Genomic DNA, 23,586 nt, shown 5'->3' on the forward strand with positions numbered 1-23,586 from the left:
AGTATAGCGTCGTTTGAATTTTAAACATTTTTAAATGGTTAGCCGTACGGATAGGCCTGATCCAGCAGCTGGCGCTGCTGCTGCTGACTGTAGGTCACCAGCGAATTTTTGCTGTTAGAGCGTGCCAGTATCCACTGTTTCCCGGCTTCACTCAGCGGTGGCGGCTGTAGCCAGAACGGGCTAATGGCATTGTTTTGCAGCCATCCGGCCAGCTGCAACGCCGGCGTCGGGCTGCGCGTGGCAAACAGCCTGGCGGCCAGATCGGCGATTAATACGCGTTGTTGCGGATGTTCGCTGTCATTCAGCAGGCTTAAAAATGGCAATAGCAATCGTCCGCAGACCTCGCCGTGATGATAATCCTTGATCGCCCCCAGTTCCCCGGCGATACCGTGGATCACCCCTAAACCCGCCATGCTCAGACAGAGTCCGCCGAGCCAGGAGGCTATCATCATCTGCTCACGCGCCGCGTCGCCGCGCGGGCCTGAAGCATTCAGTTCCGGCCAGCCGATAATAAATGCCTGCATGCCGCTGATGGCGGTTTGACGGCTAAAAGCATTGCCTTTAGCGGAAAGATAGGCTTCAAACAGATGAGTAAAGGCATCAATGGCGCAACAGGCGAGGATCGCGTCCGGCGTGCCTTTGAGTAGCAGTGGATCGAGGATGGCAATCTGCGGCACAAAATTGGCGTGGCGCAGCGAGGCTTTCACCTTGTAGCGGTTTTTATCGGTCACCACCGCATTTTGCGTCACTTCGCTGCCGGTGCCGGCGGTGGTGGGGATGGCGATGACTGGCAGGGTGTTGCCGCCGGGTTGGGTATCGCCGACTTTTTCCAGATAACGCAGGGTATTCAGCGGATGTTCACACAGCGCGGCAAAGGCTTTGGCCGCATCCAGTACGCTACCGCCGCCGATGGCGACCACCCGCGCCACCTTACCGCGCCAGCGCGCGACCCAGTGGTCGATCTCATCCGGCGACGCCTCATGACTGACAATTTCATGATCAATGATCAGACTGTCTAATGCGGTTTTTAGCCCGGCGTAAGCCTCGCTGTTTAAAAACGATCGGCCACAGAACAACAGGGTAGGGGCAGGGGCGGCTTTCAGCAGCGGGATCAGTTCACCTAAACTGCCGTTGCCGAAAATGGTCTGTCTGTTGGCCAGCATCTGACTGATATTCATCGGGTATTCCCTCTTTTTCTGCATGCAACCAGGCCGACAGTTTACCAGCCTCAGCCACTTAGCGGCGGAAAAAAACCGCAGCGGGCAAATATTTCAAAACTTTGACCCCCCTCTCAAAATGTAAATTCAGCTGGCGCAAGTGGTGACGCTGAGTGAATGTTACCCTTAACATGTTATCGGTAACAGCCGGTGACGTCCGGTCTGTAATCGCTTATTTACCCAACTGCTTGCTGTCATTACGTCTGGAGCGTTGGAACATAATGATAAATATATGCCGCCATCAGCCATGCTGCTGGCGAGTATGCCTCGGAGAAGAATTATGCCATTAGTCATCGTTGCGGTTGGAGTGGTGTTACTGCTATTGCTGATGATTCGCTTTAAGCTTAATGGATTTATTGCCCTGATCCTGGTGGCGCTGGCCGTCGGTATGATGCAGGGGATGCCGGTAAATAAAGTTATCGGTTCAATTAAAGCCGGGGTCGGCGGAACCCTGGGCAGTCTGGCGCTGATTATGGGATTTGGCGCCATGCTGGGTAAGCTGCTGGCGGATTGCGGCGGTGCGCAGCGTATCGCCACCACCTTAATCGCGAAGTTCGGCGAGAAACATATTCAGTGGGCAGTGGTGCTAACCGGGTTTACCGTCGGTTTTGCGCTGTTCTATGAGGTGGGCTTTGTGCTGTTGCTGCCGCTGGTGTTCTCTATCGCCGCATCGGCGCGTGTGCCGCTGCTGTTTGTTGGCGTGCCAATGGCGGCTGCGCTATCGGTTACTCACGGTTTTCTGCCGCCGCACCCAGGCCCGACCGCCATCGCCACGCTGTTTAATGCCGATATGGGTAAAACCCTGCTGTTTGGCACCCTGCTGGGTATTCCTACGGTGATCCTGGCCGGGCCGGTATATGCACGTTTTCTGAAAGGCATTGATAAGTCAATTCCCAGCGGTCTGTATAACCCGAAAACCTTTACTGAAGAAGAGATGCCGGGCTTTGCCGTCAGCGTCTGGACCTCACTGGTACCGGTGATTCTGATGGCGCTGCGTGCGGTCGCCGAGATGGTATTGCCGAAAGATCATGTTCTGCTGCCATTTGCGGAATTCTTCGGCGACCCGATTATGGCGACGCTGATTGCCGTACTGATCGCCATCTTCACCTTTGGTCTGAATCGCGGTCGCAGCATGGATGATGTGATGGGCACCATCAGCGATTCGATTAAAATCATCGCCATGATGCTGCTAATCATCGGCGGCGGCGGTGCCTTTAAACAGGTGCTGGTAGACAGTGGTGTGGATAAATATATCGCCGGAATGATGCATGCCAGCAATCTGTCGCCGATTCTGATGGCGTGGTCGATTGCGGCAGTACTGCGTATCGCACTTGGCTCCGCGACCGTGGCGGCGATTACCGCCGGCGGCATTGTTGCACCGCTGATTGCCACCAGTGGCGCCAGCCCGGAGCTGATGGTGATTGCCGTTGGTTCCGGTAGTGTGATTTTCTCACACGTTAACGATCCGGGCTTCTGGCTGTTTAAAGAGTATTTCAACCTGACAATTGGCGAGACCATTCGGTCATGGTCAGTACTGGAGACGATTATTTCCGTCTGCGGCCTGGTGGGATGCCTGCTGTTATCGAATGTGATTTAACGCGGCAAAAACTAAACGGAGAGGTCGTCCTCTCCGTTTTTTATTATCAAAGGGTTAATGCCATAAAGGCGGCTAACTCTTCCTGCGGCATGCCAGCCTGCAGGGCGGCAGCGCAAATTTGCTGCCAGCTGGTGCTGTCAATCGGAATACCGTTGCTCAGCCTGTCGATCCGGTTTGCCGCTTCCCATTCACCCGGAATGCGGATTGCCTGATCGCCGCTTGCTGGCGAACGTTTCACCCATGCCAGAAAGGCTTCGGCTTCCTGCTGCATCGCCGGGGCATCAAAGGCATCAGGATTGAGGATGATAGTGGTCATACAGTTAAAAATGGCGCTGGTGCTATTGTTCAGTGTCTGATCGTGGGTCGTGCGTCCGCCGGAGAGCGCGCCGCCAAGAATTTCACACAGCGTGGCCAGTGCATAGCCTTTATGGCCGCCAAATGCCAGCAATGAACCAAAGGGTTGCTCATGCATTACCGCCGGATCTTCAGTCGGCTGCCCCTGTGAATCGATCAGATAGCCCGGGGCGACATGTTTCCCCTGATTATAAGCGACACGCGTTTTACCAAAGGCGATACCGCTGGTGGCATAATCAAGCAGGAGCGGCTGGTTATCTTTACGCGGGAAGATGGCGCAGAATGGATTGGTGCCAAAACGACGATCGCTGCCGCCAAAAGGCGCGACCATCGGGTCGCCCACCACGTTAACGAAATGAAAGGAGATAAAACCGGCCCGTGCGCACTGCTCTGCCCAGTGACCAATACGGCCAATATGGTGCGCATTGTGCAAACCGACCGCGGCCAGACCAAACTGCTGCGCGCGTTCAATCCCCTGCGCCATCGCTTCACTGGCGACCACCTGACCAAATCCCTGGCCGCCATCGAGGGTTAATACCGCTCCGGCATCCTTTACCACCCGGGCATGCCCGTTGAGCTGCAAATGGCCTTCCGCCAGTGACTGCATATAGCTGGGGATCATACCGACGCCATGCGAATCATGACCGGCCAGGTTGGCGTGCACCAGGTGTTCCGCTACCTTTTCGGCTTCAGTCTGACTACTCCCCGCATAGATCCAGATCGCCTGTACAAACTGCCGCAGGCGCTCACTATTAACACGCTGTTCAGTCTTCACGTCCCCCCCTTGGGTTATTTGATAAGCTTCGTTATATCAATACTTTATCCGGCACTGAACGGTTCCAGCTCATCACCTCGACGTGCTGCTCACGCAGACCATGGATCCAGAACGGGTCGCTTTGCCAGACCTGGCTGGCTGCAGCAAAGCTTTCCGCTTCAACAATCCACACGGCGCCAGACGCTGCGGCATCGGCATCAGGGCGCAGGGAACCGGCGGCCAGAATGGTGTTCTGCCGTGCGGCCAGCCAGGCGAGATGCTGATTAAGGTATTGCTGACGTAGCGCCAGCCGTTCAGGGCGATCGTAGAAACGCAGGATAAATTGCATCAGGAACAGTCAGTTAAATTTGCCGTGCAGAAGTTATAGCATAAGCGGGGGGGAGGGTGCAGTAACAACTCGGGCCACAACAGTGTGACCCGAGAGAATTTTTTAGTATGACTGTTCGAAGCCAGCCTTCACCATTTGATCGCGCAACACTCGGGTGATATCGCGATTGCCACCGGTTATTGGGTAAATCACATTATTGACCACATCATCAAGGTAGTGCTCATCAAATTCCTGCATGGTGAGCATGGTACCGCCTTCATCGTTAATCGTAATTGAGCCTTTGATATGATTGCCGGCATCACGTGCTTTCAAACAATATCTGCCCATATGCGTATCAATTGTGCTCATAAACTCTCCTCGCGAGTTGCTGGTGGAACATATAACCTCTGAGGCCCCGAGCCACGCTAGTAAGTTTAGTTGCCCAAATCCGGATCAGCGAGACGGCAATATGGCTGAATATTACGAGTCGTGATCCTGTTCGCAATATTAGAAATTACCCGGCTACCACCAGTTCCAGCGCTTTGGCGGCAAGGGTCTGTTGCGCGCTGTCCGGCAGCCTGTTGTCGGTGATCGCCACATCAAACTGATCGAGAGGTAACGCCAGGAAGGTCGCAATTTTATTGTATTTCGAACTGTCGCTTAGCAGTACGCGTTTACTGCTGACGCTGGCGACAGTACGTTTCACTATCACTTTGTCTTCATCCGGAGTGAAAATCCCGCGCGGTCCCCAACAGGTGGCGGAGATAAAGGCAATATCAATCGACAGATTCTGCAATGCCCGCGCCGCCGCTTCGCCGACACAGGAGCGATTGTCACGACACAGGGTGCCGCCGGTATGGATCATCCGGCACTGGCTCGATTCAATAATAAAATTGGCGATGACAAAATCGTTGGTGACGATCAGCAGATCATCGCGTTCGCCCAGTTCGCGTGCCAGCGCCAGAGTGGTGGTGCCGGCATCAAGGTAAATGCAGCTGTTGCGGGGAATATGTTGCGCCGCGGCCTGGCCGATAAGAAATTTTTCATTACTGAACATCGCGGTTTTATCAAGATGGGACGGCTCCGCCGCCAGCCGCTCGGTGGAACGCACTCCGCCCGAGACCGACAACAGCGCCCCCTGATCTTCCAGCTTCTGCACATCGCGACGGATGGTCATATGGGAGACGCCGAGGCGCTCCGTCAGTTCATTAATGCTAATCACGCCGCGTTCAGCTATCAGCGCTAAAATTTGTTGATGACGTTCTATCGGGATCACAGCGGCTCCTTTCTGACTGACTCTGCATCACAGTATCCAGTATAACGCCGGTGCGTCGGCAATTTTATCATTTTTTAACATTTTCATCCTGCTGCCCGCTGGCGCGGATTAAATTACCGCACCCCGGCTGTGGCTGTGTGATGGTAACACTATGATTAAATACCGTTATTTTTACCGGCGGGCGGCCTGTTCTGTTAATTACTGTGAAAAATCCAATTTAAACGTTAATAAATGTGAGAGGCATCACGCCATGGCGCAGATGGAGTGCTTATACTTAACACAACAAAACAAATTATCACCAAAATTAACATGAGGAAGCTATGGCACAGACATCAGCACTTAACGTAGGCGTGATCGGCCTCGGGTCGATGGGAATGGGCGCCGCACAATCCTGTATTAAGGCCGGACTGAACACTTTTGGCGTCGATCTCAATCCACAGGCGCTGGAGAAGCTGTTGCTCAGTGGCGCCCGGGCGGCGGATACCAGCGCGACGGCATTTGCTTCTCAGCTGGATGCGGTACTGCTACTGGTGGTTAATGCGGCGCAGGTAAAAGGTATTCTGTTTGGTGAAAATGGCGTTGCCGGCAAACTGAAGCCCGGCACGGTGGTGATGGTCTCCTCCACTATCTCCTCACAGGATGCACAGCTGATTGAGCAGCAGCTGGCGGAATATCAGCTGTTGATGCTGGATGCACCGGTTTCGGGTGGCGCAGCAAAAGCGGCATTAGGGGAAATGACGGTGATGGCCTCCGGCAGCGATGCGGCTTTTGACCAGCTGCAACCGGTGCTGACGGCGGTGGCCGGTAAGGTGTACCGCATTGGCAGCGAAATCGGTCTGGGCTCCACCGTCAAGATTATCCATCAGCTGCTGGCGGGGGTGCATATTGCCGCCGGAGCAGAAGCGATGGCGCTGGCGGCGCGTGCCGGTATTCCGCTTGATACCATGTATGAAGTGGTGACCAATGCGGCCGGTAACTCCTGGATGTTTGAAAACCGCATGCGTCATGTGGTCGATGGCGACTATTCACCGAAGTCCGCCGTCGATATTTTTGTCAAAGATCTCGGTCTGGTGGCGGATACGGCCAAAGCGCTGCATTTCCCGCTGCCGCTGGCCTCCACCGCCTTCAATATGTTTACTTCCGCCAGTAATGCCGGTTTCGGTAAACAGGATGACAGTGCGGTAATTAAGATTTTTAGCGGCATTACCCTGCCGGAAAAAAAGGAGCAGCCATAATGCGCCTCGGGGTGATTGCCGACGATTTTACCGGAGCGACCGATATTGCCAGCTTTCTGGTGCAGAACGGATTGTCGACGGTACAGCTGAATGGTGTGCCGCCGGATGATGAAGCGATCGACGCAGAGGCGATTGTGGTCAGCCTGAAATCGCGCTCCTGCCCGGCAGAGCAGGCGGTCAGAGATTCACTGGCGGCGCTGAGCTGGTTGCAGCAGCAGGGCTGCCAGCGCTTTTACTTTAAATATTGCTCCACCTTTGATAGTACCGCCGGCGGTAATATTGGCCCGGTCACTGATGCGCTGCTTGATGCGCTGCATGAAACGCAAACCATTATTTCCCCTGCGCTGCCGGTAAATGGCCGTACCGTTTATCAGGGCTACCTGTTTGTGATGGATCAGCTGCTGTCCGAGTCGGGTATGCGCCATCATCCGGTCACCCCGATGACCGACAGCAATCTGCTGCGTCTGATGGCGGCGCAGGCGCGCGGCAAAGCCGGTCTGATCGCCAGTTCGCTACTGGATCAGGGCGCTGACGCGGTGCGTGCGCGCCTTGCGCAACTGAAAAATGAAGGGGTGCGTTATGTGGTGCTGGATGCGCTGAATGAGCAGCATCTGTTAACCCAGGCTGCGGCAGTGCAGGAGATGAAACTGGTCACCGGCGGATCCGGCCTGGCAATTGGCCTGGCGCGGCAGCTGGCTGCCGGCGCCCATGATAAACCGCAGGCGCAAGCCGCGGGCGCGCCACAGGGCAAGCGTGCGGTAGTCCTCTCCGGCTCCTGCTCCACCATGACTAATCGTCAGGTGGAAGTGTATCGTCAGCTGGCCCCGGCGCAGGGGGTGGCGGTGGAAGCCTGTCTGCAGGATGCTGCGGCCTATGCGCTGCAACTCTGTGACTGGGTTGAACAGAACGCCGCTGGCCCGTTAGCCCCCATGCTGTATGCCACGTCAGCGGCGCAGCAGTTGCAGCAGATTCAGCAACAGTACGGTGCGGCGCGCAGTAGTGAAGCGGTGGAGCGCTGTTTTGCCGCCGTGGTGCGCGAACTGAAAGCGCGTGACTTCCGGCGCTTTATCGTCGCCGGCGGCGAGACCTCGGGAGTGGTGGCACAGACGCTGGGAGTGCGCGCCTTTTATATTGGTCCGGTGATCTCCCCCGGCGTGCCATGGGTGCGCGCTACCGAACAACCGATTTCACTGGCGTTGAAATCAGGCAATTTTGGCGATGAAAATTTCTTTGCCCGTGCACAGACGGAGTTTCCCGTATGACTGAACAACAAGCCCGCGTAGAGATGGTAAAACTGGGCGCGTCGTTTTTTCAACGCGGCTACGCCACCGGTTCTGCCGGCAATCTGTCGATGATGCTGGAAGATGGCAGCTTACTGGCGACACCAACCGGTTCCTGCCTCGGTGAACTGGACGCTGACCGCCTGTCAAAGGTGACGCTGGAAGGGAAATGGGTTTCCGGTGATAAACCGTCGAAAGAGATCAGCTTTCATCGGGCGATTTACCTGAATAATCCGCAGTGCAAAGCGGTGGTGCATCTGCACAGTCTGTATCTGACGGCGCTCTCCTGTCTGCAAGGGCTGGACAGCAAAAACTGTATCAAACCTTTTACCCCGTATGTGGTGATGCGCGTCGGTGATGTGCCGGTGGTGCCTTACTATCGCCCCGGCGATCGGCGGCTGGGAGAAGATCTTGGCAGACTGGCGCCGCACTACAAAGCCTTTCTGCTGGCCAATCATGGCCCGGTGGTGGTGGGGGAAACCCTGCGTGAAGCGGCGGACAATACCGAAGAGCTGGAGGAGACTGCCCGCCTGATATTTACTCTCGGCGATCGCCCGATTCGCTATCTCAGTGATGACGAAATTGCCGGGTTAAGGAGCTAATAATGCCAAAATTTGCGGCGAATTTATCGACCATGTTTAATGAACTGCCGTTTCTGGACCGCTTTGCGGCGGCCGCCGCGGCGGGTTTTCACGGCGTTGAATTTCTCTTCCCTTATGACTATCCGGCAGAGCAATTAAAGGCCCGGTTGCAACAGCATCAGCTGCAACTGGTATTGTTTAATACCGCACCGGGCAATGTGGCGGCCGGTGAGTGGGGGGTGGTTGCCATCCCCGGACGTGAAGAGGATGCCCGGCGTGATATCGACCAGGCGCTGGAGTATGCCATTGCGCTGAATTGTCCGCAGGTTCATGTGATGGCCGCTACGCTGCCGCCGGGCGCCGATCGCGAAGCGTATTGCCAGACTTTTATCGCCAATATGCGCTATGCCTCCGATCGTTTTGCCGTGCACGGTATTCGTCTGTTAATTGAGGCTCTTAATCCGGGCACCAAACCTGGTTACCTGTATGCCAGCCAGTATCAGACCCTTGAGATGGTGAAGCGTATCGATCGGGATAATGTTTTTACCCAACTCGATCTGTTTCATGCGCAGCTGGTGGATGGCAACCTGAGCCATTTAATCCGCGACTACGCTGGTTGCTATCAACATATTCAGATTGCTTCCGCGCCGCACCGTCATGAGCCGGATGAAGGAGAAATTAATTATCCGTGGTTGTTTAACCTGCTGGATGAGATCGGTTATTCCGGCTGGATTGGTTGTGAATATTTCCCACGTGCTGCGACCACGGACGGTCTGCAATGGTTTAATGCTTTTCGTTAATTAATTACCCTGTGCCATTACGGTATTTCACCGGGCGCTTAACGCCCGGTGTGGGCATCCTTATGCCAAAAATAGCCTTAAACATCAGGTAAGTATCAGGCAAACACAGAGATTAAAATATAATAGTTAATTCGCCGAGGTTTTTTCTATGTCTACCACCCTACTATTAAGTATCGCCGTCGTCAGCGTTATTTTACTGCTGCTGCTGGTCATCAAAGCGAAAGTTCATCCGTTTGTCGCATTATTAATTTCCAGTCTGTTTGTGGCGATTACCACCGGGATTCCCGCAAAACACATTATGGAAGTGATTATGTCTGGCCTCGGCGGATTACTGGGACATATCTCGATTATTATCGTGCTCGGGGCGATGCTGGGCGCGGTGATTGAAGCCTCCGGCGGCGCTGATTCGCTGGCCGAGCGCTTTACCCGCAGCCTGGGCATTAAACGTTCGGTGGCGGCACTGACGCTGGTGGCGTTTATTCTTGGCCTGCCGGTGTTTTTTGAAGTCGGCTTTATTATTGTGGTGCCGCTGATCTATGGCTTTGCCAAAGTGGCGCGCGTATCGCCGCTGAAATATGGTCTGCCAATGGCGGGGGTGATGCTGTTGGTGCATGTGTCGGTGCCGACTCATCCCGGACCCGCAGCGGCGGCAGGTCTGCTCAATGCCGATATCGGCTGGGTGATGATGCTGGGTATTGCCATTTCAATACCGGCGGCGGTCTTCGGTTATTTCGCGGCCAGAGTGATCAACCGTAAAAATTATCACCTGTCGGTAGAGGTGCTGGAGCAGCTGCAGCTGGCAGATCAGGAAGGCAAACCGCGTCGCGACGGCAGCCAGCCATCACAGCAGCCGCCAGGAGCACTGCTGATCTCCACGCTGATTGTGATCCCGGTACTGCTGATTATGCTGGGCACCTTATTAACCCCATTGCTGCCGGAGAGCGGCGCATTACGCGGTATTGTCGGGGTGGTCAGTACGCCAGCTATCGCCCTGTTAATTGCCCTGCTGCTGGCGGCATGGCTGATTGGATACCGCCGCGGCTGGGGGAAAGATAAGCTGGAAGCGATAACCAACAGCGCCATCCCTGGCGCCGCCGGCGTCCTGCTGGTGGCGGGCGCCGGCGGCGCCTTTGGCAAGGTGCTGGTTGAATCAGGGGTGGGTAAGGCGCTGGCATTGCTGCTGGAAAACATCCATCTGCCGTTGATCCCGGCGGCCTTTGTGCTGTCGCTGGCGCTGCGTGCTTCGCAGGGTTCCGCCACTGTGGCCATCGTTACCACCTGCGGCCTGTTAACCAGCGCCGTCACCGGGCTACAGGGGATGCAGCTGGTACTGGTGGCACTCTCCGCCTGTTTTGGCGCCCTCGGTCTGTCGCACGTTAATGACGCCGGATTTTGGGTGGTAACACGCTATCTCGGCCTGTCGGTCGCTGATGGCCTGAAAACCTGGACGGTACTGACCACCGTAATGGGGCTGGCAGGATTTGCCATTGTCTGGCTCTGCTGGACGCTAATGTAAAAGCCGTATGGAGAAACCCGCGTGATGCGGGTTTTTCGCCTCGCAGGGCAAGCAGAGGGGGAAAACGCAGCATAGCCAGGCGGCGTCAGAATCTTCTTCTATACTTAAGTCACTACGAAATGTGGCTTTTATCTTTTACTGCCGAGGAAAATGGAATGAAAATTATTCTCTGGATCATCGCAATTATCTTTATTGTCGGCCTGTTGACGATAACTGGCGTATTTAAAATGATTTTTTAATCACCTGCTACTGTCGCTGCTTCGCGTGGCGACAGCCTCTTTTCTATCCGATTTTTTTGTTTTCAATCAGACATTTAATTATTGGGTCCATTTTAGTCTGCGGCAGCAAGTCTTCCAGCGTGAGCGGTTTATTGCATTGCGCGCATATTGCCCCGTGATGCCCGGCCAGATTATCTCCCTTTTGGGTATAGATGAATTTCTTACTCCCACACGACGTACATCTCACTTTCATCACCATGACGCTTATCCTTGTCTGCTGAGATAAGAATTATCTTAACAAAAAACCGCTATAAATCGATGAATTAAACTTTATAAATGATTCCTGACCGGCAGTGAGCGGTTATTTACCTGAAAGTAAATACTATTTTTTATAACTGCGCCTGGCTCTGATGAGAATTGATGATGATGTATCGCATATTTAAGCGCTTTTTATGGATTTCTCTAAAAAAATCACTGCTGACGGTGCTTTTGCGAAATTTCTGATTACTTCAGTGGGAATTAGCGGGCAAGCTCTGTTATCGGAATCAATAAGTTGCGTAAAAATGTAAAGAATTGATTACGTTTGCAAATGAATGAAAACCTGCCGCTTAGCGCGGGAAAAAAAGCCAGCAAGTCGGTAAGCTTTGGCAAAATAATAAGGCGAACGTACCGCGGATGCCCGGAGAAATCTATTCTCCTGCCTGAACGGTGCGTTGATTTAAACAATGTTGAACCGCTGGCGGTTAAATTTTATCGTTTTTTTTAATCAGGGTAGTTGATGAAGTGAATGTAGCTAAGCGTAATCTTTCGTTGCTGATATTCAACGGTTGTTTTCTGGTCTGCCCGCTGGTTTCCGCCGCTGCCACCTCTGTTGGCGACGAAAAGCAAGGGTGGTGGCAGACCTTTAGCGACAATGTGCAACAAACATGGAACGCACCTGCCAGTTATGATCTCTACGTTCCGGCGATAACCTGGCATAATCGCTGGACCTACGATCGGGATAAAACCGACCGATATAATGAACGGCCCTGGGGCCTCGGGGGCGGCATCTCACGCTATGATCAGCAGGGTAACTGGAATGGTCTCTATCTGATGGCGTTTAAAGATTCGTTTAACAAGTGGGAGCCAATTGGCGGTTACGGCTGGGAGAAGACCTGGCGACCGTTCGACGACCAGGCGTTTCACCTTGGGGCAGGCTATACCGTCGGCGTTACCGCGCGTGATAACTGGCGCTATATCCCGCTGCCGGTGGTGTTGCCGTTGGCCTCGGTGGGTTACGGACCGGCGTCATTTCAGATGACTTATATTCCCGGCACCTACAATAATGGTAATGTTTTCTTTGCCTGGTTCCGTTGGGCCTTTTAGTCTGTAATTTGAGCAGTATGTCACTTTGATTGGGGAAAATGTCGATATTTATCACTTTTTCGTCATCACGCACTGGACAAAAGCGTTAGCAATTGCTGTACTAACACTCGACACAGTTTAGTGTCCATTTTTCATGTAAAGGTAATATTGATGTCTAAGATTAAAGGTAGCGTTAAGTGGTTTAATGAGTCCAAAGGATTCGGTTTCATTACTCCTGAAGATGGTAGCAAAGATGTATTCGTACATTTCTCCGCTATCCAGAGCAACGGTTTCAAAACCCTGGCTGAAGGTCAGCGTGTAGAGTTTGAAATCACTGACGGCGCTAAAGGCCCATCTGCTGCTAACGTTGCTGCTATTTAAGTTAGTTATCAGACAGAATTCTAAAAACCCGCCACCGGCGGGTTTTTTTTTGCCTCACTGAAAATCAATGGCTGAGGTAAATTGCTACAAACATAATCAACGAGGCGATGCTGAGTGCGACGGCAAAAAATTCAATAAAGGTTTTTGGCATTGATTGTTCCATTTTTATCACCCGTTTCCGACCCGCTACAATTGTCGCAAGGCATTATTAAGAGAACATTAATCCGACGATATTTACTGTGACGGCTAAATCATTTGTAACATTCCGCTGCCGCCGCCCGCTTCGCTTTTCTCGCCGCGCACTATATAACTGTTATGAAACTATCGGTACGGGTGGTAACAATAACCCCGTACAATGTTAACTATCGGCACCAGCGGCATAACGCTTTATGGCAACCCGAACTATTTTGACTACAGCAGCAGATACTGAGGGAGAAGAAATGAATATTCGCCCGGCACAAGTGAAAGATAGTTTTGCGCTCAGCGCGCTACTGACTGAGTTAGGATACGGGGGTACGGAGAGTTTTATCGATAAACGGCTGATGCAGTTAATTGCCGATGCCGATGAGATGCTGTTAGTGGCCGAACATGGGCAGACGGTGTTGGGGTTTCTTTCGCTGCATTTTATTCCGCAGCTGGCGCTGGCCGGTGATTTCGCCCGCATCAGTTACTTCTGCATTGCCGAGGGCGAGCGCAGCAAAGGCGCCGGGCAGCAGTTGCTGGAATACGCCGAGCAGATGGCGCAGCAGCGCGGCTGCGACCGGATGGAAGTGCATTGCCATGAGCATCGCATTAAAGCCAACAGTTTTTATCAGCGTGAAGGCTATAGCGAATCCCCCCGCTATCTGATTAAACATCTGCGCTGAGCAATTCAGGCTCAATGCCGCAGGCCAGCACTAAGGCATCCGCAATACTCTCAAGCTGGTCCGCTGGCATCATCGAGGTGCTGACCCGAATAAACTGGCCGCTGCCGCTACGGCAGCGTTCGCCAGGTAATACCGCAATCCCACGTGCGGCGAGGGTTATCATGGCAAACTGTTCCGACTCCACCGGGATAAAGACACTTAACCCGTCGCGCTCCGGCAACCGCAGCCCACGCTGCGCCAGCGCCTGCAACAGTCTGCGCCGTCGTGCGGCATACTCCGTACGGGCAGCGGCGACGCATTGCTGCGTTTGTGGATCATGCAGCATCCACGCCACCGCCTCCTGCAGAATCCGGCTGGTCCAGCTGGCGCCAAAGTTGCGATAAGACTGCAGGCGTTTTACCAGATTCAACGGCGCGGAGAGTACTGCCAGACGCAAATCCGGGCCATAAGCTTTTGAGAATGAGCGCACATGCAGCGTGCGTTGCGGAAAGATATTGCCCAGACTCCATACCGGCCACGCCGAGAGTTCGCCAATACCATCATCTTCGACGATCAGGGTGGACGATCCGATTAAAGCCTGCGCCAGTGCCTGACTGCGCGCTTCACTGACGGTATGGCCGGTAGCGGAGTGGGTACGCGGCTGGTAGATAAACATTGCCGGAGATTTTTGTAATAACATCGTCAGCGCCCCCGGCAGCGGGCCTTGCTCATCACAGGCCAGCGGCAATACTTCCGCCCCCACATTGTCCAGCATATCCAGCAAGCGGGTAGCGGTGGGATCTTCAATCACCACTTTTTCTCCGGGCGAAATTAACGTCTGCACGATCAGATTCATCGCATCAAAGCCGCCGTCGGTGGCCAGAAAGGCATCGGCAGGCATTGGCCAGCGTGGTCTGATGGCGGCTAACAGTGAGGGGGTGATCAGTTCGCGCTGATAACTGTTCAGATTGGGCGCCTGAATACCCTGTAGCATCGCCGCGCGCAGATCCGGCAGCAGTTGCGGATCCGGGGATGACATGGCGAGATCGGCTTTAATGGTATTACCGTAGTTACCAATCTTTTCAAACCTGACCGGCCTTGGCGTCAGCGTATCACCACACACCCATACTCCACTGCGCCCTTTACCGGCCAGCACCTTTTGTCGTTTTAACTGCCCCCAGGCGGCTGACACGGTGGCCGGGCTGACCCCCAATCTTTCGGCCAGATCACGCACGGAAGGCAACTGGGTCCCGACCGGGATCGCCCCTTCGCGGATCAGGGTGGCGGTGATCAGCGCTATCCCTTTCACTGAGGGTTCTGCAATACGTGCGGCCAGCCAGTCCAGCTCGAGCGTTGGGGTCATAAGAAATCCATTTGTTCAGTAACAAAGAAATTATTGTACAGATATTATTATCGATCTAGTATCAAATTCAAGCATCAATTGATTAAAAAATAACCGATGCGCCTGTGCGTCATCGTTAAGCCGGGAAAAGTGAGAACAACATATGATAACCATCAGACTGGCCGTTCGGGATTGGGACTACTTCACGCCGCTGGCGCTCGGCGATGTGAAACCGGAAGGCTTCCAGCTGGAAGTGCATCGCGTGGGTACGCTGGTTGGCGACCTGGCGACCAGCGAGCACTACGATGCCGGTGAAGTATCATTCAGCCGCTATGCGCAGGGGCGCGCCAAAGGCGATACCTCACTGCTGGCGCTGCCGCATTTTCTGATGCGTGGTTTTCGTCAGCGCTGCATTATCACCACCGCTGACAGCCCGTTAACCTCGCCTGCGCAGCTGAAAGGCAAGAAGATTGGTCTGACCGGCTGGCAGGATTCCGGCAATACCTGGACACGCACCGTATTGCGCGAAGCCGGTGTGGAAATCGAAGATGCTTACTGGTTTGCAGGCCGCCTGACCGCCGACCACCCGATTGTCGATCGCCTGAGTGGTTTTGGTCGCGCCGGACGCATTGAAGCGGCGCCGGGTGAACGCCCGCTGATTGAGTTACTGAAAGCGGGAGAACTGGATGCGGTATTTACCCCATTTATGCCGCAAGGCTTCTTCTTACCTGATTCCGGCCTGCGGCAGTTGCAGACCGATTTCCGTCAGGCCGAGCTGGAGTACTTTAATCGCGTCGGTTATGTTCCCGGCATGCATCTGCTGGCGATAAAACCGGCGATTGCTGCCGCCCATCCGCATATTCCACAGGCATTAAGCGAACTGATTGAGCAGTCGGCGTTGGTATGGAATCAGAAACGCGAGAAGTATGCGGATACCACGCCGTGGCTGCTGGACGATTTGCGGCGCACCACACAGGATTTACCCGCCAGCTGGAACGAAAATGGTTTTGCGGTTAATAAGAAGATGATTGCCGATTTTGCTGATGAGCTCTATCAGCAGGGCCTGACTAAACAGCGTCTGACGCCGGAAGTGCTGTTTCCGGCGCAAGCGCAGGGGGAGAAATAATGAAAGTCGCTATGGGACAGTTTGCGGTGAGCCGTGAGTGGCGGGACAACGCTGAAACCTGTATTACGCTGATGACGCAGTCTGCCGCCGCCGGTGCCGACCTGCTGGTGTTACCTGAGGGGGTATTGGCGCGCGATATCGCCGATCCCGATCTGGTACTGAAGGCCGCCCAGCCGCTGGATGGTCCATTCCTCAGCCTGGTGCTGGCCGCCAGCCGCGAAAATAACATGACCACCATGATGAGCGTGCATGTGCCAACCGCTGATAGCCGCGCCCTGAATGTGCTGATTGCCATTCGTGGCGGCGAAATTATCGCCCATTACGACAAACTGCATCTGTACGATGCCTTTGCCATGCAGGAGTCGCGCAACGTTACCGCCGGGAATCTGGTGCCGCCGCTGGTGGAAGTGGCCGGGATGAAAGTCGGACTGATGACCTGTTATGACGTCCGTTTTCCGGAGCTGGCGCGTCGTCTGGTACTGGATGGCGCGGATGTGCTGGTGCTGCCTGCCGCCTGGGTAAAAGGACCGCTGAAAGAGATGCACTGGGAAGTGTTAGTGACCGCTCGCGCCCTGGAGAATACCTGTTATCTGGTGGCAGTGGGCGAGTGCGGGCCACGCAATATTGGCAACAGCCTGGTGGTCGATCCGCTGGGAGTGGCGATTGCCAAAGCGGCCGAAGGGCCGGCGCTGGTGTTTGCCGATCTCGACCCGGCGCGTATCGCGCATGCGCGTAGCGTATTGCCGGTACTTGAGAACCGCCGTTTTGCCCGCCCTGAATTAAAATAACAGAGACCGCACTGGGGAACTTACCGCAATGAAAAAAATAGCATATGCAATGGCGCTGGTTTTAGGTCTGACGGCAACACTGGTTCAGGCCGCTGAGACCATTCCGACGCAAACCGTGGATAAGGCACTGCATGACCGCCTACCGGACGAGGTGAAAAAAGCCGGTAAAATGGTGGCGGTGAACAACGGCTCTTTTCCTCCTTACGAGATTGTCAGCGGTCCGAATTCGATGGATGGCGCGACGGCTGATCTGACGCACGCGCTGAGTGAACTGCTGGGGGTGAAGATTGAGCATGCCAGCGTCAGCGGTTTGCCGGGGCTGCTGGCCGGGATTAAATCGGGGCGCTATCAGTTAGCGGTAGGGCCGGTGGGGGATTATCCGGATCGCCAGGAAAAGAATGACTTTATCGACTTTGTGCAGGAATTCGTGGTGTTTGGCGTGCAGAAAGGCAACCCGGCGAAGATTAACGGACTTGAGGATACCTGCGGCAAACGTATTGCGGTGATGGCCGGTGGCTCAGCGGAGCAGGTGATCCGCAAGCAGTCGGTCGCCTGCACCGATGCCGGTAAACCGGCGGTGACGGTGCAATCCTTTACTGACCAGCCGTCATCGATTCTGGCGGTACGCTCGAAACGTTCCGACGCCTTCTTCTCTTCTCAGGCGCCGCTGACGTATTTTGTTGAGCAGGCAGAAGGCCAGCTGGAACTGACCGGCACCGGGAAGAAAAACGGTTTTGGCGATATTTTCCAGGGCTCTGTGGTACCGAAAGATTCCGAACTGGGTAATGTGCTGCTCGATGCCTATAAAGAGCTGTTCAAAAATGGCACCTATGCCGCCATTATGAAAAAGTGGAAGCTCGACGGCAATATGATCGCTGAGCCGGGCCGTAACCTTGCAAAAGGAACGCCGAAATGAGAGTAAACACCACCGATTCACGAGCCAGGGAAAGGGCTGACGTGCAACAGCGCGATGTGGCCTTTGCCCGTAGCGCACCAAAGTATGGACGCTGGGTCTCATGGATTGTGGTGCTGTTTATCGCTGGCAATTTCCTCTGGCTGGTGGCTAACAATCCCAATTTTGAGTGGCACGTGGTGCTGCAGTGGTTTACCGAAGCCTCGGTGTTGCAGGGGCTGAAAGTGACGCTGGGGTTAACCGTGGTGGCGATGATCCTTGGGGTGGCGCTTGGACTGCTGCTGGCGGTGGCGCGTCTGTCGGATAACCGGCTGTTGCGCGGCCTCTCCAGCCTCTACATCTGGTTCTTTCGCGGCACGCCGCTGCTGGTGCAGCTGATTTTCTGGTACAACCTGTCGACGCTGTTTCCCGCTATTTCACTGACGGTGCCGTTTAGCGGCATCACGTTGGCCAGCTGGAATACCAATGACCTGATTACGCCATTAACCGCAGCGATTGCCGGGCTGGCGTTAAATGAAGCAGCCTATATGGCGGAGATTATTCGCGCCGGACTGCTGTCGGTGGACAATGGTCAGGTGGAAACCACCCAGGCATTTGGCATGAGTCGTAGCCGGGCGCTGCGCCGGATTATTATTCCGCAGGCGATGCGTTCAATTATCCCGCCAACCGGTAACCAGTTAATCAGCATGATCAAAGCGACCTCGCTGGTCAGCGTGATTGCCATGGGCGATCTGCTCTATTCGGTACAGGCGGTCTATAACCGCACCTTTGAAATTGTACCGATGCTGATGGTGGCGGTGATCTGGTATCTGCTGATTACGTCAGTACTTAACCTTGGCCAGTCGGCGATTGAGCGCTATTACGCCCGTGGTACGCGGCGTTCGCCGTCGGCCACCCGCGCCAGACTGCCATCGGTTGAGAATAAGGTGGCGCCGATGGTGAATCGTCCGCTGCTGCATAAGGAGGACCTATGAGTGAGATGCAGCCGCTGGTGCAGGCGCGTAATGTGCAGAAAAGTTACGGTGATAATGAAGTGCTGAAAGGCATCGATCTGGATGTGTTTCCCGGCGAAGTGGTGGTGATCCTTGGCCCTTCGGGGTCGGGTAAATCCACCTTTCTGCGCTGCATTAACCATCTGGAGGATATGAATGCCGGTTCGATTATGGTGGGTGAGCGCCAGATTGGCTATGAGCTGAAGAGAGGGATCCTGCATCGTCTGAGCGCGCGTAATATTGCGCGTCAGCGCCAGGAGATCGGCATGGTGTTTCAGCAATTTAATCTCTACCCGCATATGACGGTGCTGCAGAATATTATCGAAGCGCCAATCGGGGTGCATAAACATCCGCGTGATGAGGCGGAAAGCTTTGCCAGAGAGCTGCTGGCGACGGTCGGTTTAAGCGATAAAGCCGATGCCTGGCCGCGCCACCTCTCCGGCGGGCAGCAGCAGCGGGTGGCGATTGCGCGTGCGCTGGCCATCCGGCCAAAACTGATGCTGTTTGATGAGCCGACATCGGCGCTCGATCCCGAGCTGGTAGGGGAGGTGCTGGCGACCATGCGCACGCTGGCCAGTCAGGGGCTGACGATGATTGTGGTGACCCATGAGATTGGTTTTGCGCGTGAGGCTGCCGATCGGGTGGTGTTTATGGATGGCGGGGTGGTGGTTGAGCAGGGGACGGCGGAGCAGGTGTTGGGCAACCCACAACATCCTCGTACACAGGCGTTTCTCAGTCGTTTCATCTGATTATCGGCGGGCGCCCGCCCGATCTTACTCTGTTACAGATTGCTATTGTATTGTGCGGCCAACTGCGCGTTAATAGCATCGACAGGTGATTGTTATGGTTAATAAGAAGGTGTTATGGAAGGTATCAGTATTGCCAAACTGCTGATTATCGGTGCGTTAATCGTACTGCTGTTCGGCACCAATAAGTTACGTACGCTTGGCGGTGATCTGGGCTCAGCCATTAAAGGCTTCAAAAAAGCCATGAGTGACGACGATTCATCAGCCAAAAAAACCACCGCTGAACAAGCACCGGCAGAACAGGTTACTCATAAAGAGTAGCGTGGGTGCGGTAAATGTAACTAATAGTTACAGGAATTCAGACAAAAGAATCGGCAGCCTGCAGGCGACCGGTTCTTTTTTTTGCGCGGCAATCCATTGGCGATAATTGATTGCCGGGACGGCACTGATGCCGTCCCGGATAAAACCGTGGCGATCGCCTTATTTCACTTCCATCCCTTTTGCCTGCAGATCGGCATGGTAGGAAGAGCGGACAAACGGGCCACAGGCGGCATGGGTAAAGCCCATCGCCATCGCTTCTGCTTTCATCTCATCAAATTCCGCCGGGCTGACATAGCGCTGTACCGGTAAATGATGGCGGCTGGGCTGCAGATACTGGCCGAGGGTGAGCATGGTTACGCCATGGCGACGCAGGTCACGCATCACTTCAACGATTTCGGCGTTGGTCTCACCCAGACCCACCATCAGACCCGATTTGGTCGGCACCTCCGGATGCGCTTCTTTAAAACGCTCCAGCAGTTTTAGTGACCACTCATAATTGGCGCCCGGGCGTACCTGGCGATAGACACGCGGTACGTTTTCCAGGTTGTGGTTAAACACATCTGGCGGCGTCGCCACGAGGATCTCCAGTGCGCGGTCCATACGACCACGGAAGTCAGGCACCAGTGTTTCAATTTTGATGGTCGGGCTTTTTTCGCGAATGGCGCTGATGCAGTCGGCGAAGTGCTGAGCGCCGCCATCACGCAGATCATCGCGGTCAACCGAGGTGATGACCACATAGCGCAGCGCCATATCGGCGATAGTCTGCGCCAGTTTACCCGGCTCATTCGTATCCGGCGTCAGCGGACGACCATGGGCCACGTCACAGAACGGACAGCGGCGGGTACAGATGGCGCCGAGGATCATAAAGGTGGCGGTGCCGTGGTTAAAACACTCGGAAAGATTAGGACATGAGGCTTCCTCACAGACGGAGTGCAGACCATTTTTGCGCATGGCGGCTTTGATGCCCTGAATTCGGCTGGAGTCAGCAGGCAGTTTGATTTTCATCCATGCCGGCTTTCTTAACATCTCTGGCCGTTCAGTTATCACGGTTTTCACCGGGATCAGTGCCATTTTGTCTGCGTCGCGATACTTAACGCCGCGTTCCATCTGTATTGGTTTACTCATAAGCTTGCAGGTTCCAGTGTGGATTGCGTTGTGAAACGCATAAAACTCAAAGAGTTGCTAAGCATTTCAACTTTTTTGATAAAAACGCAAAAATTATATCATCTCACCGGCCGACAAACAGCCCGGTAAGAGGCGAAAACGTTGCAGATTTGTAAAGCAGCACAGACGGCTACAGCTTACAGCAGGCTTAATTCCTGCGCATCATGGAATTCAGTGTGTTCAATGGCCAGCTGCGTGACAAATTTATCGATCAGTACCGGTTGCACTTGCGCCATGGTGATCTCTGGCTGAAAGGCGCTTAGTTGCGTCATTTCCAGCCCGGCATAGCCGCAGGGATTAATGCGCAGGAACGGGGCTAAATCCATGCGGATATTCAGCGCCAGACCATGAAAGGAGCATCCCTGACGAATGCGCAGGCCGAGCGAACAGATCTTTTTGCCGTCAACGTACACTCCCGGCGCATCCGCACGGGCATTGGCGCTGACGCTAAAATGCGCCAGCGTATCGATAACGGTTTGTTCAATGGCGGTAACTAACTGGCGGACGCCGATTTTGCGGCGTTTCAGATCGATCAGCACATACATCACCTGCTGGCCCGGACCGTGATAGGTCACCTGGCCGCCGCGATCGCTCTGTACCACCGGGATATCGCCAGTCATCAGCAGATGTTCGCTTTTACCCGCCTGGCCCTGAGTAAACACCGCCGGGTGCTCGACCAGCCAGAGTTCGTCAGGCGTGTCGGCGCTGCGCCGATCGGTAAACTGGTGCATGGCTTGTGAAACAGGTTGCCACTGGCGTAATCCCAGCTGGCGAATGATGATGGTGTTTTGATACAAAACGGCTATCCGGCTGACAATCAGAAGGGCAGTATAACGTTGGTAAAGGGCGAGAGCTACCCGCCCTTTACCGCAGGATGCGGTTACAGCACCATGCGAACGATTTCAATATTACCTAACTCTTCGTACAGCGTTTCGATCTGTTCGATATGGGTCGCGGTGATGGTAATGGAGACCGAGTGGTAGTTTCCTTTACTGCTCGGTTTAACTTCCGGCGTGTAATCACCTGGTGCATGACGTTGCACCACTTCCACCACTTGATCAACCAGCTCTGCCTGTGCCAGTCCCATTACTTTAAAGGGAAAGGTGCAGGGAAATTCAAGTAGTTCTTTCAGGTTGGTTTTCATAAATGCTCCGGTGCGCTAAAACGAGGACTCCCGCCGCAGCGGGAGTTTACTGATGCTTATTATATGGGGTTTCTGGCGATAATTATCAAGTCCGCATAAAAAATAACCAGATTAACCGAACCAGTGGTGGAACATCAGCTTGATGTAATCGATGATACGGCCAAAGAAGTTACCTTCCTGCACTTCGTTCAGCACCACCAGCGGACGCTGGTCGATGGTTTTACCATCCAGCTGGAAGTTAATGCTGCCGACAACCTGGTTTTTCTGCAGCGGCGCGTGCAGTTCGGTATTGGTCAGCACATAGCTGGCTTTAAGATCTTTCATCCGGCCACGAGGGATCGTCAGGAAGGCGTCTTTCTCTACGCCCAGCTGGACGCGATCGCTATCGCCAAACCACACCGGCTCAGAAGCAAATTCTTTCCCGGCTTTCAGCGGCGCGACCGTTTCAAAGAAGCGGAAGCCCCAGGTCAGCAGTTTCTTGCTCTCGGTTTCGCGACCTTTGTAGGTACGGCCGCCCATTACCGCAGAGATTAAACGCATCTGACCTTCGGTGGCCGAGGCGACCAGGTTGTAACCTGCCGCATCGGTATGACCGGTTTTGATACCATCAACGTTCAGGCTGGTGTCCCACAGCAGGCCGTTACGGTTCATCTGGCGAATATTGTTAAAGGTGAACTCTTTCTCTTTATAAACCGCGTACTCTTCCGGCACATCACGGATCAGCGCCTGACCAATCAGCGCCATATCACGGGCTGAGCTGTACTGGCCTTCGGCATCGAGACCGTGAACGGTCTGGAAGTGGCTATTCTGCAGGCCCAGTGCTTTAACGTAGTTGTTCATCAGGCCAACAAAGGCGTCCTGGCTGCCAGCGACATAATCGGCCATCGCCACGCAGGCGTCGTTACCTGACTGCAGCACAATACCGCGCGTCAGCTGGGAAACCGGTACACGGTCGCCTGGCTTCAGGAACATCAGTGAGGAACCTCTGAACGCCGGATTGCCGGTTGCCCAGGCATCCTGACCCACAGTCACCATATCTTCCTGGTGAATTTTGCCCGCCCTTACCGCCTGACCGATAACATAACTGGTCATCATTTTGGTCAGACTGGCCGGGTCGCGACGAGTGTCAGCATTTTTTTCCGCCAGCACCTTACCTGAGTTGTAGTCGATCAGCACATAGGCTTCGGCATCAATGTCCGGTACGCCGGGAATCATGGTTTTCAGATTAACATCTTCGGCATGGGCGAAGGTGGTGATGCTGAGTGCGATCAGTGAACCCACTGTCAGGCGTTTGAGAAAACGAGAAGGTGTCTGAGTGTTCATG

At 54.4% G+C, this 23,586-nt stretch carries 26 protein-coding genes; 15 read left to right on the top strand and 11 right to left on the bottom strand.

The window, feature by feature from the left end; translation table 11 throughout:
* Positions 1–38: 38 nt before the first annotated feature.
* Positions 39–1,178, bottom strand: a complete 1,140-nt coding sequence (locus JWF83_RS14025) for an iron-containing alcohol dehydrogenase (RefSeq protein WP_413650906.1) — start codon at positions 1,176–1,178, stop codon at positions 39–41.
* Between the two features lie 319 nt (positions 1,179–1,497).
* On the opposite strand from JWF83_RS14025, the gene gntT reads away from it, so the two are divergent.
* Positions 1,498–2,814 (top strand): gluconate transporter, encoded by a 1,317-nt coding sequence (gene gntT / locus JWF83_RS14030; protein WP_413650907.1) that lies wholly within the window; start codon positions 1,498–1,500, stop codon positions 2,812–2,814.
* Between the two features lie 46 nt (positions 2,815–2,860).
* Here gntT and JWF83_RS14035 read toward each other — a convergent pair whose 3' ends face one another.
* The 4 genes from JWF83_RS14035 to ygbI form a co-directional block, all read right to left on the bottom strand.
* Positions 2,861–3,943, bottom strand: a complete 1,083-nt coding sequence (locus tag JWF83_RS14035; protein ID WP_413650908.1) for a malate/lactate/ureidoglycolate dehydrogenase — start codon at positions 3,941–3,943, stop codon at positions 2,861–2,863.
* 31 nt (positions 3,944–3,974) lie between these two features.
* Positions 3,975–4,271 (bottom strand): YciI family protein, encoded by a 297-nt coding sequence (locus JWF83_RS14040; RefSeq protein WP_413650909.1) that lies wholly within the window; start codon positions 4,269–4,271, stop codon positions 3,975–3,977.
* A 102-nt stretch (positions 4,272–4,373) separates the two neighbouring features.
* Complete coding sequence (locus JWF83_RS14045) at positions 4,374–4,619, bottom strand: hypothetical protein (protein WP_413650910.1); 246 nt, start codon at positions 4,617–4,619, stop codon at positions 4,374–4,376.
* Positions 4,620–4,764: 145 nt separating this feature from the next.
* On the bottom strand, positions 4,765–5,526 hold the full coding sequence (gene ygbI / locus JWF83_RS14050; RefSeq protein WP_413650911.1) for a DNA-binding transcriptional repressor YgbI: 762 nt from the start codon (positions 5,524–5,526) through the stop codon (positions 4,765–4,767).
* A gap of 320 nt (positions 5,527–5,846) precedes the next feature.
* Here ygbI and ltnD point away from each other — a divergent pair, with 320 nt between their 5' ends.
* The 5 genes from ltnD (at position 5,847) to JWF83_RS14075 (ending at position 10,938) form a co-directional block, all read left to right on the top strand.
* Positions 5,847–6,761 carry an L-threonate dehydrogenase gene (gene ltnD, locus JWF83_RS14055; protein ID WP_413650912.1) on the top strand — a complete coding sequence of 305 codons (915 nt, stop codon included), beginning with the start codon at positions 5,847–5,849 and terminating at the stop codon, positions 6,759–6,761.
* Positions 6,761–8,023 carry a 3-oxo-tetronate kinase gene (gene otnK / locus JWF83_RS14060; protein ID WP_413650913.1) on the top strand — a complete coding sequence of 421 codons (1,263 nt, stop codon included), beginning with the start codon at positions 6,761–6,763 and terminating at the stop codon, positions 8,021–8,023. Before ltnD ends, otnK begins: the two co-directional genes overlap by 1 nt.
* On the top strand, positions 8,020–8,643 hold the full coding sequence (locus tag JWF83_RS14065; RefSeq protein WP_413650914.1) for an aldolase: 624 nt from the start codon (positions 8,020–8,022) through the stop codon (positions 8,641–8,643). The genes otnK and JWF83_RS14065 overlap by 4 nt, the downstream gene beginning before the upstream one ends.
* Before the next feature lie 2 nt (positions 8,644–8,645).
* Positions 8,646–9,422, top strand: a complete 777-nt coding sequence (locus tag JWF83_RS14070) for an HPr family phosphocarrier protein (protein WP_413650915.1) — start codon at positions 8,646–8,648, stop codon at positions 9,420–9,422.
* A gap of 148 nt (positions 9,423–9,570) precedes the next feature.
* Complete coding sequence (locus JWF83_RS14075) at positions 9,571–10,938, top strand: GntP family transporter (RefSeq protein WP_413650916.1); 1,368 nt, start codon at positions 9,571–9,573, stop codon at positions 10,936–10,938.
* Positions 10,939–11,220: 282 nt separating this feature from the next.
* Here JWF83_RS14075 and JWF83_RS14080 read toward each other — a convergent pair whose 3' ends face one another.
* Positions 11,221–11,415: an ECs_2282 family putative zinc-binding protein gene (locus JWF83_RS14080; protein WP_413650917.1), complete on the bottom strand. Its 195-nt coding sequence runs from the start codon at positions 11,413–11,415 to the stop codon at positions 11,221–11,223.
* Between the two features lie 587 nt (positions 11,416–12,002).
* On the opposite strand from JWF83_RS14080, the gene pagP reads away from it, so the two are divergent.
* From pagP to JWF83_RS14095, 3 genes are all read left to right on the top strand, one after another.
* Positions 12,003–12,521 carry a lipid IV(A) palmitoyltransferase PagP gene (gene pagP / locus JWF83_RS14085; RefSeq protein WP_413650967.1) on the top strand — a complete coding sequence of 173 codons (519 nt, stop codon included), beginning with the start codon at positions 12,003–12,005 and terminating at the stop codon, positions 12,519–12,521.
* Positions 12,522–12,671: 150 nt separating this feature from the next.
* Positions 12,672–12,881, top strand: coding sequence for a transcription antiterminator/RNA stability regulator CspE (gene cspE / locus JWF83_RS14090; protein ID WP_017799283.1), 210 nt, complete (start codon positions 12,672–12,674; stop codon positions 12,879–12,881).
* Between the two features lie 440 nt (positions 12,882–13,321).
* Entirely contained in the window at positions 13,322–13,747 is a 426-nt protein-coding gene (locus JWF83_RS14095; protein WP_413650918.1) for a GNAT family N-acetyltransferase, read from the top strand.
* Here JWF83_RS14095 and JWF83_RS14100 read toward each other — a convergent pair.
* Positions 13,731–15,089: a PLP-dependent aminotransferase family protein gene (locus tag JWF83_RS14100; protein ID WP_413650920.1), complete on the bottom strand. Its 1,359-nt coding sequence runs from the start codon at positions 15,087–15,089 to the stop codon at positions 13,731–13,733. The genes JWF83_RS14095 and JWF83_RS14100 overlap by 17 nt on opposite strands.
* Positions 15,090–15,231: 142 nt before the next feature.
* Between JWF83_RS14100 and JWF83_RS14105 the strand changes: the two genes are divergently transcribed.
* The 6 genes from JWF83_RS14105 to tatE all read left to right on the top strand — a co-directional run bounded on the left by JWF83_RS14105 (position 15,232) and on the right by tatE (position 19,954).
* Positions 15,232–16,194: a nitrate ABC transporter substrate-binding protein gene (locus JWF83_RS14105; protein WP_413650921.1), complete on the top strand. Its 963-nt coding sequence runs from the start codon at positions 15,232–15,234 to the stop codon at positions 16,192–16,194.
* Positions 16,194–16,982: a deaminated glutathione amidase gene (locus JWF83_RS14110; protein WP_413650922.1), complete on the top strand. Its 789-nt coding sequence runs from the start codon at positions 16,194–16,196 to the stop codon at positions 16,980–16,982. The genes JWF83_RS14105 and JWF83_RS14110 overlap by 1 nt, the downstream gene beginning before the upstream one ends.
* 28 nt (positions 16,983–17,010) lie before the next feature.
* A complete protein-coding gene (locus tag JWF83_RS14115; RefSeq protein WP_413650923.1) occupies positions 17,011–17,898 on the top strand; it encodes an ABC transporter substrate-binding protein in 888 nt (295 codons plus the stop codon).
* Positions 17,895–18,869: an amino acid ABC transporter permease gene (locus JWF83_RS14120; RefSeq protein WP_413650924.1), complete on the top strand. Its 975-nt coding sequence runs from the start codon at positions 17,895–17,897 to the stop codon at positions 18,867–18,869. Before JWF83_RS14115 ends, JWF83_RS14120 begins: the two co-directional genes overlap by 4 nt.
* Positions 18,866–19,636: an amino acid ABC transporter ATP-binding protein gene (locus tag JWF83_RS14125; protein ID WP_413650925.1), complete on the top strand. Its 771-nt coding sequence runs from the start codon at positions 18,866–18,868 to the stop codon at positions 19,634–19,636. Before JWF83_RS14120 ends, JWF83_RS14125 begins: the two co-directional genes overlap by 4 nt.
* Positions 19,637–19,750: 114 nt before the next feature.
* Positions 19,751–19,954: a twin-arginine translocase subunit TatE gene (tatE, locus tag JWF83_RS14130; protein WP_413650926.1), complete on the top strand. Its 204-nt coding sequence runs from the start codon at positions 19,751–19,753 to the stop codon at positions 19,952–19,954.
* A gap of 159 nt (positions 19,955–20,113) precedes the next feature.
* Here tatE and lipA read toward each other — a convergent pair whose 3' ends face one another.
* The 4 genes from lipA to dacA all read right to left on the bottom strand — a co-directional run bounded on the left by lipA (position 20,114) and on the right by dacA (position 23,585).
* Positions 20,114–21,079, bottom strand: a complete 966-nt coding sequence (gene lipA / locus JWF83_RS14135) for a lipoyl synthase (protein WP_413650927.1) — start codon at positions 21,077–21,079, stop codon at positions 20,114–20,116.
* 176 nt (positions 21,080–21,255) lie between these two features.
* Positions 21,256–21,915: a lipoyl(octanoyl) transferase LipB gene (gene lipB, locus JWF83_RS14140; RefSeq protein WP_413650929.1), complete on the bottom strand. Its 660-nt coding sequence runs from the start codon at positions 21,913–21,915 to the stop codon at positions 21,256–21,258.
* A gap of 83 nt (positions 21,916–21,998) precedes the next feature.
* Positions 21,999–22,262, bottom strand: a complete 264-nt coding sequence (gene ybeD, locus JWF83_RS14145; protein ID WP_413650930.1) for a DUF493 family protein YbeD — start codon at positions 22,260–22,262, stop codon at positions 21,999–22,001.
* A 111-nt stretch (positions 22,263–22,373) separates the two neighbouring features.
* A complete protein-coding gene (gene dacA, locus JWF83_RS14150) occupies positions 22,374–23,585 on the bottom strand; it encodes a D-alanyl-D-alanine carboxypeptidase DacA (RefSeq protein WP_413650932.1) in 1,212 nt (403 codons plus the stop codon).
* Position 23,586 lies beyond the last annotated feature (1 nt).

This window comes from Pantoea sp. B65, assembly GCF_047308185.1.
Lineage (GTDB): Bacteria > Pseudomonadota > Gammaproteobacteria > Enterobacterales > Enterobacteriaceae > Erwinia.

Excerpts from the sequence above, each read along its gene's own strand:
- JWF83_RS14025 (WP_413650906.1), bottom strand. The coding sequence starts at position 1,178 with ATGAATATCAGTCAGATGCTGGCCAACAGACAGACCATTTTCGGCAAC.
- gntT (WP_413650907.1), top strand. The coding sequence starts at position 1,498 with ATGCCATTAGTCATCGTTGCGGTTGGAGTGGTGTTACTGCTATTGCTG.
- JWF83_RS14040 (WP_413650909.1), bottom strand. The coding sequence starts at position 4,271 with ATGCAATTTATCCTGCGTTTCTACGATCGCCCTGAACGGCTGGCGCTA.
- JWF83_RS14045 (WP_413650910.1), bottom strand. The coding sequence starts at position 4,619 with ATGAGCACAATTGATACGCATATGGGCAGATATTGTTTGAAAGCACGT.
- ltnD (WP_413650912.1), top strand. The coding sequence starts at position 5,847 with ATGGCACAGACATCAGCACTTAACGTAGGCGTGATCGGCCTCGGGTCG.
- otnK (WP_413650913.1), top strand. The coding sequence starts at position 6,761 with ATGCGCCTCGGGGTGATTGCCGACGATTTTACCGGAGCGACCGATATT.
- JWF83_RS14065 (WP_413650914.1), top strand. The coding sequence starts at position 8,020 with ATGACTGAACAACAAGCCCGCGTAGAGATGGTAAAACTGGGCGCGTCG.
- JWF83_RS14070 (WP_413650915.1), top strand. The coding sequence starts at position 8,646 with ATGCCAAAATTTGCGGCGAATTTATCGACCATGTTTAATGAACTGCCG.
- JWF83_RS14075 (WP_413650916.1), top strand. The coding sequence starts at position 9,571 with ATGTCTACCACCCTACTATTAAGTATCGCCGTCGTCAGCGTTATTTTA.
- JWF83_RS14080 (WP_413650917.1), bottom strand. The coding sequence starts at position 11,415 with ATGGTGATGAAAGTGAGATGTACGTCGTGTGGGAGTAAGAAATTCATC.
- cspE (WP_017799283.1), top strand. The coding sequence starts at position 12,672 with ATGTCTAAGATTAAAGGTAGCGTTAAGTGGTTTAATGAGTCCAAAGGA.
- JWF83_RS14095 (WP_413650918.1), top strand. The coding sequence starts at position 13,322 with ATGAATATTCGCCCGGCACAAGTGAAAGATAGTTTTGCGCTCAGCGCG.
- JWF83_RS14100 (WP_413650920.1), bottom strand. The coding sequence starts at position 15,089 with ATGACCCCAACGCTCGAGCTGGACTGGCTGGCCGCACGTATTGCAGAA.
- JWF83_RS14105 (WP_413650921.1), top strand. The coding sequence starts at position 15,232 with ATGATAACCATCAGACTGGCCGTTCGGGATTGGGACTACTTCACGCCG.
- JWF83_RS14110 (WP_413650922.1), top strand. The coding sequence starts at position 16,194 with ATGAAAGTCGCTATGGGACAGTTTGCGGTGAGCCGTGAGTGGCGGGAC.
- JWF83_RS14115 (WP_413650923.1), top strand. The coding sequence starts at position 17,011 with ATGAAAAAAATAGCATATGCAATGGCGCTGGTTTTAGGTCTGACGGCA.
- JWF83_RS14120 (WP_413650924.1), top strand. The coding sequence starts at position 17,895 with ATGAGAGTAAACACCACCGATTCACGAGCCAGGGAAAGGGCTGACGTG.
- JWF83_RS14125 (WP_413650925.1), top strand. The coding sequence starts at position 18,866 with ATGAGTGAGATGCAGCCGCTGGTGCAGGCGCGTAATGTGCAGAAAAGT.
- tatE (WP_413650926.1), top strand. The coding sequence starts at position 19,751 with ATGGAAGGTATCAGTATTGCCAAACTGCTGATTATCGGTGCGTTAATC.
- lipA (WP_413650927.1), bottom strand. The coding sequence starts at position 21,079 with ATGAGTAAACCAATACAGATGGAACGCGGCGTTAAGTATCGCGACGCA.
- ybeD (WP_413650930.1), bottom strand. The coding sequence starts at position 22,262 with ATGAAAACCAACCTGAAAGAACTACTTGAATTTCCCTGCACCTTTCCC.
- dacA (WP_413650932.1), bottom strand. The coding sequence starts at position 23,585 with ATGAACACTCAGACACCTTCTCGTTTTCTCAAACGCCTGACAGTGGGT.